Here is a 15,173-nt window from a genome sequence, read left to right as displayed (position 1 = left end):
CTCCACTGACCCCGCACGACGCGACGACGGTGTCACCGGGTGGCATCGAACGACGGTCATCGTCGCACTCAGGCCCCGCAGACGACGGACGAGCCGAAACGCGGCGAACACCAGTCGGCGTAGCCGGCCATGTGCAGGACGGTCACGCCGTCGGACGCCGTCTGCAGCACGGCGGGCCAGCTCTGGCCCGAGTAGTGGCCGAGCGGTGCGCCCTCCCTCGAGGTCATGGTGTCGAGCGTGACGACGATGCCGTCGCCCTGTCGGCCCCACGACGCCGACCACGTCTCGGCCTGGCCGACGCCCGCGCCGAGGAACGCTGTGGCGGTCCCGTCGGGGCGCAGCGTCAAACCGCGATCGTGACCCGACCACTTCCCGTAGTACCGCGACAGATCCGTCTCCGGGGTACCGGTCGCCCTGGTCCCCGGCGTCCGTGTCTGCGGAATCCGGGTCGGATCGGCCCGGGGCCGGCCGGTCTGGGGCGGGTCGGCCTGGGGCTCGGTCGGCACGGCCGTCCCCGCGGGCGCGGTGTGCGACCCCGCGACGGCGGACGACGGAACCTGTGACGGCGCGTGTGATGCTGCGGACCGGGTGACCGTGCCGCTCGATGCGGACGACGCCTGCCCGGTGTCGCCGCCGCATCCGGCGACGGCGCCGACGATCGCTGCTGCGGCGGTCGTCGCGGCGGCCGCCCTGATGAGTGTCTGCGTGTTCATGTTCATGTTCTGTGTTTCGGCTGTTCGGGTGACGACGGAACGCCCGCGACGCGCGTTCCACCGACCGAATGACGCACATACGTCCGGGTAGCCGACGAAACCGACACGCCGAGCGCTCACAGGCCGCCGAGGAGGTCTGTCGCCAGCCCGATCACCACCGGCGCGATGCCCAGGCACACGAACGCCGGCAGGAAGCACAGGCCGAGCGGACCGCTGATCTTCACCCCGGCCCGCTCCGCGGCCTCCAGCGCGGCGTTCTCCGCGCGGCGGCGCACCGCGTCGGCGAACCCGGCGACCGCGTCCGCCGGGGCCGCTCCGGCCCGCGATGCGCGGCGGACGAGAGCCGCCAGATCCGCGAAGTCGCCGGGAGCGTCGTCGTCGGTCTCCCACGCCTTCTCCGGGTCCGAACCGAGGGCGAGCAGATCGGCCGCCCGCGCGAACCGTGCTCCCAGGGCGGCCGGTGACACCTGGCCCGCCACCCGCGCCGCCGTCGCCACCGGGAGACCGGACCGCAGGCACACCGCGAACGTGTCGTAGCCGGCAGCCGCGTCGAACGGGTCGACGGGGCCGCCTGGTGCCGCGGTCCGATCCTCCGGTCGCATCCCGGCGGCTCGGCGCAGCGTCCACCCTGGCTGCGGCCAGAGGAGAACCGCGACCGCCAGCACCACCAGCGCTCCCGACAGCAGCGGCCCAGACAGCAGGGTCCCGGACGTCAGCGCCCCCGTCACGGTCGCACCGCACGCTCGGTGATCCGGTACGACCACTCCATCCCCGCCACGACGAGCAGCGTGCCGACGACCAGCAGCGCGTTCCCGATCCCGGTGCCCATCAGCACATGGACCGGGCCGGCGCCCATCCCCTCGCCGAGCAGGATGCCGAGAACGGGCAGACCCGCGAGCACCGCGGCCGTCGCTCGCGGGCCCGCAAGTCCCGCCGCGGTCCGGGCTGCGAACTCTCCTCGCGCCGTGAGGTCCGCCCGCAACGCCGCCAGCGAATCGGCGACGGGCAGCCCGTACTGCAACGACGTCGACCACGCATGCGCGAGCCGTCCGGCGACCCCCTCGTCCGGTCCACCCGGCGCACCGCCGAGTTCGGCCCTCGCCGCCATCCGCGACAGCTCTTCGCCCACCGGACTCGTCGCCCCCGAGCGGTCGAGTTCGTCGGCCGCGGCCCGGCACGCCGTCACCGTCGGCGCGCCCACCGACAGTTCGGCGCACATGACCGCGAGGCCGCGGACCAGATCGGCGACCTCCGCCTCCCGGGCAGCGGCCCGACGTGCGCGACGACGGCGCACCGCGACCAGGGCGGCGACGAGGGCACCGGCCACCGCGGGCCCCGCTCCCGCGAAGACCAGCGCCGTCGCGGGCCCCGCCCAGATCGCCCACCACGGATCGAGTCGACCCGGACCCGACGACGGCGCGGCGGCGGACATCGCGTCGACCCGGCGTTCGACGAGCGACTTCGGCCACAGGACGAGCACCGCGGCCACGGTGATCGCCACCAGGGCCGCCGGGCTCATCGGGCGCCCCGACGTGCGAGGAGGTCGTCGAGGTCGGGCGCGTGCTCGGTGAAGCCGCCGCCTTCGGACCATGCCGTGACCACCCGGACCAGGCCGCCGCGATCGCGGTGCACGAGGCCGACGTCGGTGAGGGCGCGCCGGCCCGTGCGGTCGCGCGAGACCCCGAGGATCACCTGGATGGCCGGCGCGAGCTGACTGTGCAGCGCACGCCGCTCCATCCCGCCGAGCGCGGCGAGTGCTTCCATGCGGGCGGGCACCTCGGTGATCGAATTGGCGTGCAGCGTTCCGGCGCAGCCGTCGTGACCCGTGTTGAGCGCGGTCAGCAGGTCGACGACCTCGGCGCCCCGCACCTCGCCGACCACGATGCGGTCGGGACGCATCCGCAGCGCCTGCCGCACCAGGGTCCGCACCGTCACCTCGCCGGCCCCCTCGATGTTGGCCGACCGCGACACCAGGCGGACGACGTGCGGATGTTGCGGGGCGAGCTCCGGGGCGTCTTCGACGCAGAGGATCCGCTCCCGCTCGTCCACCAGGCCGAGGAGGCTGTTGAGCACCGTCGTCTTGCCCGCCCCGGTACCCCCGACCACCAGGAACGCCACGCGGGCCGCCACCACGGCGCGCACCGTCGGAACGATGGGCGCGGCGAGCGCACCGCCGGCGACGAGCGCGTCGAACCCCTGGGACGCGCCGTGCAGCACCCGCAGCGAGATGCACGTGCCGTCGGCGGCGAGCGGGGGGATCACGGCATGCAGCCGCACCTGCGAACCGCCGCGCCCGACGCCCGAGAGCCGTCCGTCGACCCAGGGCTGCGCATCGTCGAGTCGGCGGCCGGCGCCCAACGCGAGGCGCGCGGCGAGACGTCGCACCCCCGCCTCGTCGTCGAACCGCACGCCGGTCGGTTCGAGGCCGTCGCCGCGATCGGCCCACACACGGTCGGGTCCGACGACGAGGACGTCGGTCACCGACGGATCGGCGAGCAGTCCTTCGAGTCGCCCGACTCCGACCATCTCGGTCTGCAGATATCGCAGTGCGGCGAGCAGGTCGGTGTCGCCGAGGAGGCCGCCCGATTCGGCTCGGATCGCCGCGGCGATCACATCCGGTTCCGGAGCGGTCGCCGCCCCGTGCGAGTCGGCGGCGAGCCGGTGTCGCACCCGGTCGAGGAGTTCGGGGTCGGTGACGCTCATCGCGTCTCCGCCACGGTCGCCGCGGCGACTCGGCCCGCGACCCGCTCGGCGGCGCGGACCAGCGGTCCGAAGCGGCGCAGGACCAGCCCGCGGGATTCGCACCGCGCCGCCATTCCGGGTTCGGGCCGCATCCCGGCCAGCAGGGGGACGCCGACGGCCTCGGCGATCTGTTCGGCGCGCAGACCGCCGGGCGAGGGTCCCCGGACGACGAGCATCGATTCGCGGTGGCCGAGCAGGCGCGCCACCGTCCTCCGCGTCGCGGCGACGGCGGGGACGGTCGCCGCGGTGACGACGACGGCGAGGTCGACCGAGTCGATGACCCCGGTGGTCACCGACCCCGGTTCGCGGCCCACGTCGGCGACGATCACGTCGCCGGCTCCGCGTCCCGCATCGAGGACGGCGAGGACCGTGTCCGGGCGCAGCGGCACCGAGTCGTCCCGGGCACCGGTCAACACCCCGACACCGCGCGTGCGGGGGACGGCCTCGCGCAACGCCGCGCCGCCGATGGCCCCGGTCTCCCCGTTCACGTCGGGCCATCGGAGGCCCGGCTGGGATTCGACGCCGAGGAGCAGATCGGCTCCCGCGCCGGCCGCGTCGACGTCGAGCAGCAGTACGCGTGCGGATCGGGCCGCGACCAAGGCCACGGCGCCGGCGAGAGTGCTCGCTCCCGCGCCTCCGTGCCCGGGAATCACGGCGACGGCGCCGGCCGGGTGCCGGCGTGGCTCCCGCAGGCGGGAGAGGGCCGCGACCAGTGCGGCGTCCTCGTCGGGGAGGACGAAGCCGCCGTCGGCCCCGAGCGTCAGGCCGGTCCGCCACAGGGTGCCGACGTCGTCGGATCCGGCGACCGCGAACAGTCCGGCGCGGCGCGGGAGCCCCGCGGAGGCGACGGTGTCGAGCGCGTGCGCATCGGCCGCGACGGCCGTCGCACGCATCCACTGGTGCCGGCACCGGCGCGGGTCGCCGACGACGATCGCGTACCCGGCGGCGGCGCTGCACCGCGCGAGGTCGTCGTGCAGCTCGGGGGCCGCCATCACCAGCAGAACGTCGCTCATGCATCGAGCGTGCGCCCACGGTGCGCCGTCGGAGAAGCGCGTTGTCCACAGGTTCCGACACGGCGCCCGCGGCTGGGGACCGGCGTCAGCCGGTGAACGGCGGGACGAACTCGCAGGGGACGGTCACCGGGTCGTCGGGTTGCAGCGCGTTGAGGGCCAGGTAGGCGGCCCGGCGCGATCCCGCGATGGCCAGATGATCGCTGTAGTCCTGCGCGCACGTGTTCTGGACGACGATGTTCTCGACCGACTCGCCGCGCCGTCCGGGCACCAGACCGGAGGTGTAGGGCAGCACCAGTTCGTCGTATCGGGTCGCGATGTTGGTGTAGTGCACGCCCTTCACGTACGGGCTGCCGCCGCGCCAGATCTTCTTGTTCATGCTCGACCCGGGCAGCATCCCGCCGCATCCGACGCACACGGGCATCGGGACATCGCCCAGCAGCCGACCGAACTCGTCGGCGACGGGCGTGAGGTCGCCGGTGCCGTGCCACAGCGGCGCGAGGGACACGTAGTTCGTCACCGTGTCCGCGCCGCCGAGGTACTTGAGGTAGTAGGTCGGCATGTAGGTGCCCTGAGAGTGCCCGATGAGGTCGACGGTCTGCGCGCCGGTGGCCTTCGTGACGCGCTCGACGAAGCGTGCGAGTTGGCGGGCGCTGACGTCGATGCGGTCCATGCCGCCGACCGCCGTCATCGGCCACGGGAGTCCGGGCAGTGCACCGTAGGTGAGGGCGAAGACGCAGTATCCGCGGTTCTTCAGCATGGGCACGTAGGCGCCCCAGTTGGTGGTCTTCGCCCCGCCGGTCCCGTGGACGAGGATCACCGGTCGGGGATGTTCGGCGGTCGGTGTGCACGAGAAGTCGTTCGACCCGGGCAGTGATCCGCCCGGGTGCGACAACTCGTAGGGGATGCCGGCGAAGAAGTTGTAGTCCTCGGGCAGGGCCGGGCGGGCGTCGGCGGGGGCGGCCACCGCGGTGAGCGCGCCGAGAACGGCGGCACAGAGGGCGAGAACGATTCGTACCAGCGGATTCTTCACATCTTCTCCCCGGGGAAGGCGCCGTTCACTGCGGTCGCATGGTGCGGATCACCCGAACGTACCGCGCACGACGCCGGCCCACAGGGTCTTTGCGACGAATCTTCCGGGCCGTATCACCTTCGGCGGGTGAAAAGAGTCCCTGGGCACGGTGACAAGTAAATGAAAAAGACCCCCAGACATGAGACGACCCCGGCCAGGGGGGAGGAGGCCGGGGTCATCAGCGTTTCAGCCCCGGGGGGTCGGGCTGAAAGCTACCGGCTTACGCCGGTTGACTATCAAGTTACACGCGCCCACGCGACCTTTGCAATGCCAACTAATCCGATTTCGTGTTCGCTACGTCACACCCTACACGCGGAGGGCCGCAGCGGGCCGGACGCACGGCATCCGACGCGAACGCGCGATCGGGACGCGCGAGCGCCGCCGCCTCCGTACGATCCGAGGTGTGACCCCCGAGTCATCGCCCCGCATCGCGGCGTTCTTCGACCTCGACAAGACCGTCATCGCCCGGTCGAGCGCCCTCGCGTTCACCAGACCCTTCTTCGACGGCGGCCTGCTGACGCGGCGGGCCATGCTCAAGGCCGCCGTCGCCCAGCTCCAGTTCCTCCTCGCCTCCGCCGAGGCCGATCAGGTCGAGAAGCTGCGCAAGCACGTCACCGACATGTGCACCGGATGGGACGCCGCCGCGGTCCGCGACATCGTCTCGGAGACCCTGGACGACATCGTGCGACCGGTCATCTTCGACGAGGCCGCCGAGATCATCTCCCAGCACCGGGAGGCCGGACACGAGATCGTGCTGATCTCGGCGTCCGGCATCGAGATGGTGGAGCCGATCGGCGAACTCCTCGGCGTGGACGTGGTCCGCGCCAGCCGCATGCGGATCGTCGACGGCCGCTACTCGGGGGAACTCGACTTCTACTGCTACGGCGAGAACAAGGCGGTCGCGATGCGCGAGCTGGCCGCCGAACGCGGCTACGACCTGAGCCGCAGTTACGCGTACTCCGACTCCAGCACCGACATTCCGATGCTCGACGCCGTGGGCCACCCGACCGTCGTGAACCCCGACAAGACGCTCCGCGCGCACGCGCTGACCCGCGGCTGGGAGGCCCTCGACTTCGTCTCCCCCACCGCGCCCGGCTGGTCGTCACACCCGGCGGTGACACGAACGGCCCTGTGCGCCACGGGAATCAGCGCCGTCGCCGCAGCCGCGCTGATCTATCGCCATCGGCACGGACGAAGCACCAGGTCAGCGGCTGCATGATTTTTCCGCCAACCCCTTGCTGTGACGCCGATCACTCGGTATAAAGGTGGGTACGGAACCCCGGACGGCAAAGCTTCTCCCGGAGGAGAAGGGCAGAAGCCCCCGGACCGGCAAGTTCCCAGCACGGACGGCAAGCACCCACGCGGAGCGCGCCGCATTGGCACAAGTGTTGTGCGTCTGCGACACCGCAGACATCATTCGTGACTCGCGCAGGTCGAGCACCCGCCTTCGAATCACGACGAGATGTATGCAGTCACTCGCCGAGACGAGCCCCACAACCCACATATGCACGCATTGGTCACTTGAGTCCGTGCTCGCGGGCGGCAACCCGAAACCGAGGAATCGGTGGGGCGGCCGCCCGCACATATGTGTTCAGTCCAGTGACAGTGTTCAGTCCGGCGATCAGCCGCGCGCCGCGTCCGCGATCGCCGTGGCCTCGGCGCCGCCGGCCGTCATCGCCTCGCAGCAGAACACGATCCACTCCCCGACCGGCCCCGCCTCGCCGGTCGCGAACGCGGCCGCCAGCTCGTGATACCGGCCGACCCGCTTGAGCCACGTGACCTCCGGGACCCCCAGCAGATGCGGATCGAGTCCGGTGGACGCCGACACCAGACGCGACGCCGCGCGCGCCACCACGCCGTTCGCCTCGGTGAACGGGGCCAACGTGAGCAGCTCGCCGTGAACCACCGCCGCGAGCACGGGCGCGGGCACCGACGTCCCGCCGACGATGAGCTGACCGAGGAAGTCGAGGCGCTGGGCGATGTGCGGCTCCGACCGCGGCCGACCGAGGAGGTCCGTGTCGTCGACCAGGTCGGCTGCGGCCAGCGTGTGCAATCGGGCCAGGGCCTGGGCGGGAGCGCGGCGGAAGACCGCGACCGCGGAGTCGATCGATTCGCCGTCGAGGGACTGCGCCACGCGCACGGCGCCCGCGGCGACGGGGTCACCCAGGTCGTCGCGACCGATGTCGGTGGTGCCGCCGTCGATCGCCGCCGACGACCGCCCGGCCCGCCACGACGCCTCGCGCGAGGTCTTGTCCCATTGACGCATGTTGATCGGGTGGCGGTGGGCGGCGCTCACCGCGTCGCGGGCGCGCTCGGACGCCTTACGGACACGGGGCAGGTCGAGCAGGGGGGCCAGCGGGTCGTCACTCACGACTGCAACTGTATCGCCGCCGCACACCGTCGACCGACGCCCGTCGACCGTTCGTCGCTCGCAACCCGCATGCAACCGTCCCGCCACCACACTGAGCACGCGACGTGACTACGCTCACAGATGTGGTCCCGCGTGGGACCCGGCCGATCGGCCCCGGCGTCGACCGTCAGAATCGACCGCCCCGGCACCGACCGCCACAGATGAACGGTCAACAGAACGAAGGAAGGCATACGACGATGTCCTCGAGCGCACCCAAGGTCTACCCACCGTCTGCAGAATTCGCCGCGAACGCCAACGCCACCGCGGACATGTACGACCGCGCCGAGGCCGATCCGATGGAGTTCTGGGCCGAGCAGGCACGGCGCCTCGACTGGGAGACGCCCTTCGACCAGGTCCTCGACTGGTCGGACGCGCCGTTCGCGAAGTGGTACCTCGGCGGCAAGCTCAACGTCGCCTACAACTGCGTCGACCGCCACGTGGTGGCGGGCAAGGGCGACCGGGTCGCGATCCACTGGGTCGGCGAGCCGGGCGACTCCCGCGACATCACCTACTCCCAGCTCAAAGACGAGGTGTCGCGCGCCGCGAACTATCTGGCGTCGATCGGCCTGCAGACCGGCGACCGCGTGGCGATCTACATGCCGATGGTGCCCGAGGCGATCGTCTCGATGCTCGCGTGCGCGCGGTTGGGCCTGACGCACTCGGTGGTGTTCGCCGGATTCTCCGCGGCGGCCCTGCGGTCCCGCGTCGACGACGCCGAGGCCAAGGTCGTCATCACCACCGACGGTCAGTTCCGCCGCGGCCAGCCGGCACCCCTCAAGACCGCGGTCGACGAGGCCCTCGGCACCGGCGACGATGCGGCCGCCTCGGTGCAGAAGGTGATCGTGGTGCGACGCACCAACCACGACCCCGACCTCAACTGGGTGCAGGGGCGCGACGTGTGGTGGGACGACACCGTCGGCGAGGCGTCGCCGGATCACGAGCCCGAGGCCTTCGACGCCGAGCATCCCCTGTTCCTGCTCTACACCTCCGGGACCACCGGTAAGCCGAAGGGCATCGTCCACAGCTCGGGCGGGTACCTCACGCAGGCCGCCTACACGTTCCACACGGTCTTCGACCACAAGGAGGGACGCGACGTCTTCTGGTGCGGCGCCGACGTGGGCTGGGTGACCGGCCACACCTACCTCGTGTACGGGCCGCTCTCGAACGGGGCGACCGAGGTGATCTACGAGGGGACGCCGAACTCCCCCGACGAACACCGTCACTTCCAGATCATCGAGCGTTACGGCGTCACGATCTACTACATCGCGCCGACGCTGATCCGGACGTTCATGAAGTGGGGCCGCGCCATCCCCGACGCGCACGATCTGTCGAGCCTGCGTCTGCTGGGGTCGGTCGGCGAGCCGATCAACCCCGAGGCCTGGCGCTGGTACCACGAGGTGATCGGCCACGGGCGCTGCCCGATCGTCGACACCTGGTGGCAGACCGAGACCGGCGGCATCATGATCTCCCCGCTGCCCGGCGTCACCGAGTGCAAGCCGGGGTCGGCGATGCGTCCGCTGCCCGGCATCAGCGCCAAGGTCGTCGACGACAACGGCGCCGACGTCGCCGACGGCGAACAGGGATACCTGGTCCTCGACCGTCCCTGGCCCGGGATGCTCCGCACCATCTGGGGAGACGCCGAACGCTTCAAGGACACCTACTGGTCGCGGTTCGCCGAGCAGGGCTGGTACTTCGCCGGTGACGGCGCCCGCTACGACGACGATCACGCCCTCTGGGTGCTCGGCCGCGTCGACGACGTCATGAACGTCTCCGGCCACCGGATCTCCACGTCGGAGGTGGAGTCGGCGTTGGTCTCGCACAGCGCGATCGCCGAGGCGGCCGTCATCGGCGCGGCCGATGAGACGACCGGTCAGGGCATCGTGGCGTTCGTGATCCTCACCGAGGGAGCCGAGAGCTCCGGCGACGAGCTGATCGCCGAGCTGCGCAACCAGGTGGCCACCGACATCTCGCCGATCGCCAAGCCGCGGGAGATCAACGTGGTGCCCGAACTGCCCAAGACACGGTCGGGCAAGATCATGCGCCGCCTTCTCAAGGACGTCGCCGAGGGCCGCGAGCTCGGCGACACCTCGACGCTCGTCGATCCCGGCGTTTTCGAGGCGATTCGCGCTCAGCGAGCCTGATCCGCCCGGGGCCGGGGTGCACCCCCGCTCACCGACACCGCCGACCTGCCGGGTCGGCGGTGTCGTTTCGCCGATCATCACGGCATGGCAACATGAGACCGACCATCGATCTTCAAGGGAGTATTCGTGAGCGGAAATTCCGACGCCAGGCCCACCGACCCGAGCAGCGCTCCCCGCGTGCCGAACATCCCGATGTCCGACGCGAATCTCGGACCGGGTGGCGAGCCGACGATCGGGAGTCTGGTCAAGGACGCCACCGCGAGCGCCTCGACGCTGTTCCGTTCGGAGATCGCTCTCGCCAAGTCGGAGGTCGTCCGGGAGGCGAAGAAGGCCGGTGCGGGCGGCGCACTGCTCATCGTGGCGGCGGCGCTGCTGCTGTTCTCGAGTTTCTTCTTCTTCGTCTTCGTCGGCTTCGTCCTCGACATCTGGCTGCCGACGTGGGCGGCGTTCGGGATCGTGTTCCTGCTCCTCGTGGTGATCTCGCTGATCCTGATCGTGGCCGGCTATCTGTTCCTCAAGAAGTTGCGGGCCCCGGAGAAGACCATCGAATCGGTGGGCGAGCTCTCGAGCGTGCTGCCCGGCAAGGGCGGCACCGCCTCGACCGGCGGCATGGCGCACCCGCAGATTCCGCCTGCGCACGACCCGTCCCGCGGCTGATCGGCGCACCACGAGAGTGACGACGTCCCCGCCCGATCCGACCCTGGTCCGCTTCGAGGGCCCCTGGCAGCATTTCGACGTCCGAGCCGGCGGACTGCGATTCCACGCCGTGGAGGCCCGGCGGTTCGTCGCCGACCGTCCGCTGGTGCTGCTTCTGCACGGTTTCGGAGAGTTCTGGTGGAGTTGGCGTCACCAGTTCGACGCGCTCACCGACGCCGGGTATCGGGCCGTCGCCGTCGATCTGCGCGGGTACGGCGACTCCGACAAGCCGCCGCGAGGCTACGACGGGTGGACGTTGGCCGGTGACACGCACGCGCTGATCCGGGCGCTGGGTCATTCGTCGGCCCATCTCGTCGGCCACGCCGACGGCGGGCTGGTCTGCTGGGCCACCGCCACACTGCATCCGGGGGCGGTCGATTCGATCACGGTCCTGTCGTCGCCGCATCCGCGCGCGTTGAAGCAGGGCGTGCTGTTCAACGCGGAGGAACGGTCCGCGTTCCTCGCACCGTTCCTGCACAATCAGCTGCCCCGCCTCGGGGAGCGGCGCCTGGTCGGTGACGACGGCGCGTTCGTCGAACGCTATTTCCGGGAGCGGGCCGCCGACGGCTGGCAGCGGACCGAGGACTTCGCCGAGGCCGTCGACCGGAATCGCCTGGCCATTCAGATCCCCGGGGTCGCGCACTGCAGCCTCGAGTATCGGCGGTGGGCCTTCCGCTCCCAGTTCCGCCCCGACGGTCGCCGGTTCATGGAGGTCATGGACAAGCGTCTTCGCATTCCGGTGCTGGGGGTCCGGGGCCGCGAGGACCGCTACATCCTCGACTCGGTGATGAACCACAGTAAACGGTGGGCGCCGCTGATGGACTACCGGATGGTGTCCGGTGCGGGGCACTTCGTGCACGAAGAGGCGCCCGAGGAGTTCGCCGACCTGCTGTTGGGGCAGCTCGCGGCGGGCTGACGCCACCTCACGGCTCGCGGCGGGCGTCACCGCTCGCGGCGGGCGTCACGGCTCGCGGGCGGCGACGGTCAATGGGTGGTCGCGCACCGCTGGGTGTCGACCGGGAGGGCGTTCTGTTCGGAGGCCGCCAGATCGCGTTGCACCTGACGTGCGGTGAGCACGAAACCGGTGTCGTCGCTCAGGTCCTGGGCGACGCCGAAGACGACGCCGAGGACGCTGCCGTCGGGGGCGATCATCGGCCCGCCGGAGTTCCCCGACCGGATGTCGCCGCGGACCGTGTACACCTCGCGCTCCACTTCGCGGGCACTCCGATAGATGTCGTTGCCCCGCAGGTTCACCGCATTGCGGATCCGCAGCGGTGTCACGGTGAACGGTCCGTTCTCCGGGTAACCGAGGGCGATGGCGTCGTCACCGGTGGTCGCCTCCTCGGTGGAGAACGACAGTGCCCGAGCCCGCAGTCCCGGCACGTCGAGCACCGCGATGTCGTTGCGGGGGTTGTACCAGACCACCGTGGCCGCGAGCTCCCGTCCGCCGCGCGTGTGCACGCTGACGGTGTCGGTCCCGGCCACCACGTGGGCGTTCGTCATCACCCGTTCGGGCGAGACGACGAAACCGCTGCCCTCCAGCGCCTGCCCGCAGCTCTGGGCGACGCCGGTGATCTTCAGGACGCTGGGCCGCACGGACGCGACGGCGGGGACGCGGGCGAGCGCAGGGTCGGGGGCGTCGACGTTGGCGACGCGAGTCTGCCCGAAGGGCCCGATGACCTCTTTGAGCCCCGAGCTCTCGATGAGGTCCGTGAAATCGTTCGGCAGGTCGTGGACCCACTGCGGCGCGAGGGCGTCCACCGCCCTGATCACCAGCGAGTCGTCGATCGCGTGGGCGACCCGGATCTGATCGGAGCTGCGCAGCGGAAACGCCAGCAGCCAGGCGGCCAGGATGATCGCCACGGCCTGCAGCACCGAGCCGACCCAACTGTCGACGCGACGCAGCGACGGCGAGTGCATGCCGCTGCGCGCGGCGCGACCGAGGACCATTCCCGCCACCTCGCCGGCCACGACGAGGACCACGATCAACAGGATTCCGACGACGAGACGCAGCCGGGCATCGTCGAACCGGCTGATGATCAGCGGGGCCAGCAGGACGCCGGCGACGGCGCCGAGGACGACGCCGAGGAATGCGAGGGCCGACGCGGCCGCCCCCTGCCGGAAACCGCTGAGGGCGGCCAGGAGCGCGACGCCGACGATGAGGAGGTCGACCCACACCGATCCGCTCATCGGACTCCGTTCTCCGGTGGTTCGAACCCGGAGACCTGTCGGCCTCCGGTCTCGGCGATCATGCGTTCCAGCGGGCGCACGTCACCGGTGTCCCACGGTACGTCCCACCCGGCGGCCTCGCTGATCGCGGCGATCAGGCCGCCGGTGAAGCCCCACACCAGCATGCCGTCGTACAGGAACGCCGGCCCCTTGTAGACCTGCCCGCCCATGATGGTGCGACTCACCTGAAAACGGTTCTCGGGCGCGAGGAGCTCCCTGAGGTTCACCCGATCGACGCGGGCCGTCTCACCGTGGTCGACGGCGTACACCTCGCTCGGGGTCGGCCAGTGCGCGATCACCGGGGTCACCTCGAAACCCGACGGGACCGGGAACACCGGAAGGTTGGCGAGGACCGTCACGCCGTCCTCGCGCAGACCGGTCTCCTCGGCGGCCTCGCGCATCGCGGTACCGACCGGGTAGTCGTCGCCGGGGTCACGCGCTCCGCCCGGGAACGCGATCTGGCCCCCGTGGTTCCGCAGCGTGGACGCCCGTTCGAGGAGCAGGACGTCGGCGTCGGCGGGCAGGCCGCCGGGGTGGTCGGCGTCGGCGTCGAAGGAGCCGCCGAACAGGACCAGGACCGCGGCCGACCGTTTACCGCGCAGGGCGGCGGCCCAGCGGGCGCGACCGCCCCCGCGGTTGAGCACCTTCTCGTTGACGACCGCCGGGTCGTCGGTGACGGCGTGCAGCCACGGCGGGATCTCGTCGCGGGGCACCAGTGGGCCCACCGGGCGGGACCGGCTCATCAGACATCCACTCCGAGATGCTCGCGGACGACGTCGGCGAGTTCGTCGACCGAGGAGAACACCTGCGGCAGGGTCGCGACGACCGTTCCGTCCGCGTCGATGAGCAGTGTCGACGGGAAGATCCGGGGCGCCCGGACGGCTTTGGCGACCGCACCGTGCGGATCGGTGATCACCGGCAGGTGCACGTCGATGCTTCGGAGGAAGTCGAGGACGGCGAACGGCTGGTCGCCGCCCTCGCGGGCGTGGACGGCCAGCACGTTGAGGCGATCGCCCGCCCGCTGCGAGAGCTCGTCGAACACCGGCAGCTCGTGGCGGCACGGCAGACACCAGACGGCCCACATGTTGATCACGAGCGGTTTCCCGGCGGTGGCGCGGCCGACGTCGATCGTCGTGTCGGTGGCCATGCACGGTGCGCTCACCCCGGCGAGGACGGCTCCGTCGGCGGGCGCGACGTCGTCGGCCGGGCAGGGGCGGAGGGCCGCTTCGGCGCGCGTGCGGGCCAGTTCGTCGTCGGACACCGGCTGCTCGGCGGGAGCCGACGCGGCCGTCGACCCCGACGGCGAGGCGGGCGGTTCGGCGGAGTCGTCGCCGCCCCGCGGCCACAGCGCCGCGATCAGTGCGATCACCACGATGACGAAGGCGATGGTCGCCCGCGTCGCCGGTTCCTTCAGAAACGTCATCCGCTCACTCCAGCGAGCCCCAGCAGGTGCTCGGTCTCGGGCCCCTTCACCAGGGCGGCCGCCTCGTTCTTGTCGGTGGGCCCCTCACCGTACGACGGGCAGTCGCGCGCCAGGACGCACACGCCGCACGCCGGACGCCGCGCATGGCAGACGCGTCGGCCGTGAAAGATGATCCGATGCGACAGGTCCGTCCAGTCGCGCTTCTCGAACAGTTCGCCGACGGCCCGTTCCACCTTCACCGGATCGGTCTCCTGGGTCCACCCCCACCGGCGCACGAGCCGACCGAAATGGGTGTCGACGGTGATCCCCGGGACGTCGAAGGCGTTGCCCAGGACGACGTTGGCGGTCTTCCGCCCGAAACCGGGGAGCGTCACCAGTTCGGCGAGCGTTCCGGGCACCTCGCCGTCGAACCGCGCGACGAGCGCCTGGCCGAGGCCGATGATGGAGTTCGCCTTGTTCCGGTAGAAGCCCGTCGATCGGATGAGCTCTTCGAGCTCGGTGCGGTCGGCGTTCGCATACGCCCATGCATCCCGGTAGCGCGCGAACAGCGCCGGTGTCACCTGGTTGACCCGCACGTCGGTGCACTGCGCCGACAGGATCGTGGCGACCGACAGTTCCAACGGGGTGGTGAAATCGAGTTCGCAGTAGACGTGGGGAAACGCCACCTGCAACGATCTGTTCATCCGCCGGGCGCGGCGGACCAGGCCCAGGCGAGTCTCCGGCTTCCGTCCACTCAC

The 15,173-nt window shown here is 71.2% G+C and carries 15 protein-coding genes; 4 read left to right on the top strand and 11 right to left on the bottom strand.

Features of this window, described 5'->3' with window-relative positions; genetic code table 11:
- Positions 1–68: 68 nt before the first annotated feature.
- The 6 genes from G528_RS0115715 to G528_RS0115690 form a co-directional block, all read right to left on the bottom strand.
- Entirely contained in the window at positions 69–713 is a 645-nt protein-coding gene (locus G528_RS0115715) for a hypothetical protein (RefSeq protein WP_156890487.1), read from the bottom strand.
- A 116-nt stretch (positions 714–829) separates the two neighbouring features.
- Positions 830–1,441, bottom strand: a complete 612-nt coding sequence (locus tag G528_RS0115710) for a type II secretion system F family protein (protein ID WP_425402248.1) — start codon at positions 1,439–1,441, stop codon at positions 830–832.
- A complete protein-coding gene (locus G528_RS0115705) occupies positions 1,438–2,232 on the bottom strand; it encodes a type II secretion system F family protein (protein WP_026919783.1) in 795 nt (264 codons plus the stop codon). The genes G528_RS0115710 and G528_RS0115705 overlap by 4 nt, the downstream gene beginning before the upstream one ends.
- The gene (locus G528_RS0115700; RefSeq protein ID WP_026919782.1) at positions 2,229–3,416 is read right to left on the bottom strand and encodes a TadA family conjugal transfer-associated ATPase; all 1,188 of its coding nucleotides are present in this window, start codon (positions 3,414–3,416) and stop codon (positions 2,229–2,231) included. Before G528_RS0115700 ends, G528_RS0115705 begins: the two co-directional genes overlap by 4 nt.
- Positions 3,413–4,468, bottom strand: a complete 1,056-nt coding sequence (ssd, locus tag G528_RS0115695; protein WP_026919781.1) for a septum site-determining protein Ssd — start codon at positions 4,466–4,468, stop codon at positions 3,413–3,415. The genes G528_RS0115700 and ssd overlap by 4 nt, the downstream gene beginning before the upstream one ends.
- 85 nt (positions 4,469–4,553) lie before the next feature.
- A complete protein-coding gene (locus G528_RS0115690; RefSeq protein WP_245569807.1) occupies positions 4,554–5,498 on the bottom strand; it encodes an esterase/lipase family protein in 945 nt (314 codons plus the stop codon).
- A 442-nt stretch (positions 5,499–5,940) separates the two neighbouring features.
- On the opposite strand from G528_RS0115690, the gene G528_RS0115685 reads away from it, so the two are divergent.
- On the top strand, positions 5,941–6,756 hold the full coding sequence (locus G528_RS0115685; protein WP_026919779.1) for an HAD family hydrolase: 816 nt from the start codon (positions 5,941–5,943) through the stop codon (positions 6,754–6,756).
- Positions 6,757–7,158: 402 nt separating this feature from the next.
- Here the strand turns inward: G528_RS0115685 and G528_RS0115680 are convergent, their stop codons facing one another.
- Complete coding sequence (locus G528_RS0115680) at positions 7,159–7,908, bottom strand: Fic family protein (protein ID WP_026919778.1); 750 nt, start codon at positions 7,906–7,908, stop codon at positions 7,159–7,161.
- A 236-nt stretch (positions 7,909–8,144) separates the two neighbouring features.
- On the opposite strand from G528_RS0115680, the gene acs reads away from it, so the two are divergent.
- The 3 genes from acs to G528_RS0115660 all read left to right on the top strand — a co-directional run bounded on the left by acs (position 8,145) and on the right by G528_RS0115660 (position 11,700).
- On the top strand, positions 8,145–10,088 hold the full coding sequence (gene acs / locus G528_RS0115670) for an acetate--CoA ligase (protein ID WP_026919777.1): 1,944 nt from the start codon (positions 8,145–8,147) through the stop codon (positions 10,086–10,088).
- A 126-nt stretch (positions 10,089–10,214) separates the two neighbouring features.
- Positions 10,215–10,745: a phage holin family protein gene (locus tag G528_RS0115665; protein ID WP_026919776.1), complete on the top strand. Its 531-nt coding sequence runs from the start codon at positions 10,215–10,217 to the stop codon at positions 10,743–10,745.
- A 16-nt stretch (positions 10,746–10,761) separates the two neighbouring features.
- A complete protein-coding gene (locus G528_RS0115660) occupies positions 10,762–11,700 on the top strand; it encodes an alpha/beta fold hydrolase (RefSeq protein ID WP_026919775.1) in 939 nt (312 codons plus the stop codon).
- A gap of 68 nt (positions 11,701–11,768) precedes the next feature.
- Here the strand turns inward: G528_RS0115660 and G528_RS0115655 are convergent, their stop codons facing one another.
- The 4 genes from G528_RS0115655 to nth are packed head-to-tail and all read right to left on the bottom strand — an operon-like array spanning position 11,769 to position 15,119.
- Positions 11,769–12,974, bottom strand: a complete 1,206-nt coding sequence (locus tag G528_RS0115655; RefSeq protein WP_026919774.1) for a MarP family serine protease — start codon at positions 12,972–12,974, stop codon at positions 11,769–11,771.
- The gene (locus tag G528_RS0115650) at positions 12,971–13,756 is read right to left on the bottom strand and encodes an NUDIX hydrolase (RefSeq protein ID WP_026919773.1); all 786 of its coding nucleotides are present in this window, start codon (positions 13,754–13,756) and stop codon (positions 12,971–12,973) included. Before G528_RS0115650 ends, G528_RS0115655 begins: the two co-directional genes overlap by 4 nt.
- Positions 13,756–14,436 (bottom strand): TlpA disulfide reductase family protein, encoded by a 681-nt coding sequence (locus G528_RS0115645; protein ID WP_026919772.1) that lies wholly within the window; start codon positions 14,434–14,436, stop codon positions 13,756–13,758. Before G528_RS0115645 ends, G528_RS0115650 begins: the two co-directional genes overlap by 1 nt.
- Positions 14,433–15,119, bottom strand: a complete 687-nt coding sequence (nth, locus tag G528_RS0115640; protein WP_084638283.1) for an endonuclease III — start codon at positions 15,117–15,119, stop codon at positions 14,433–14,435. The genes G528_RS0115645 and nth overlap by 4 nt, the downstream gene beginning before the upstream one ends.
- Positions 15,120–15,173: the final 54 nt, after the last annotated feature.

It is taken from the genome of Gordonia shandongensis DSM 45094 (assembly GCF_000423025.1).
GTDB lineage: Bacteria > Actinomycetota > Actinomycetes > Mycobacteriales > Mycobacteriaceae > Gordonia > Gordonia shandongensis.
Note: the sequence above shows the minus strand (reverse complement) of the source record. Positions and strands in the feature narration are given on the sequence as shown.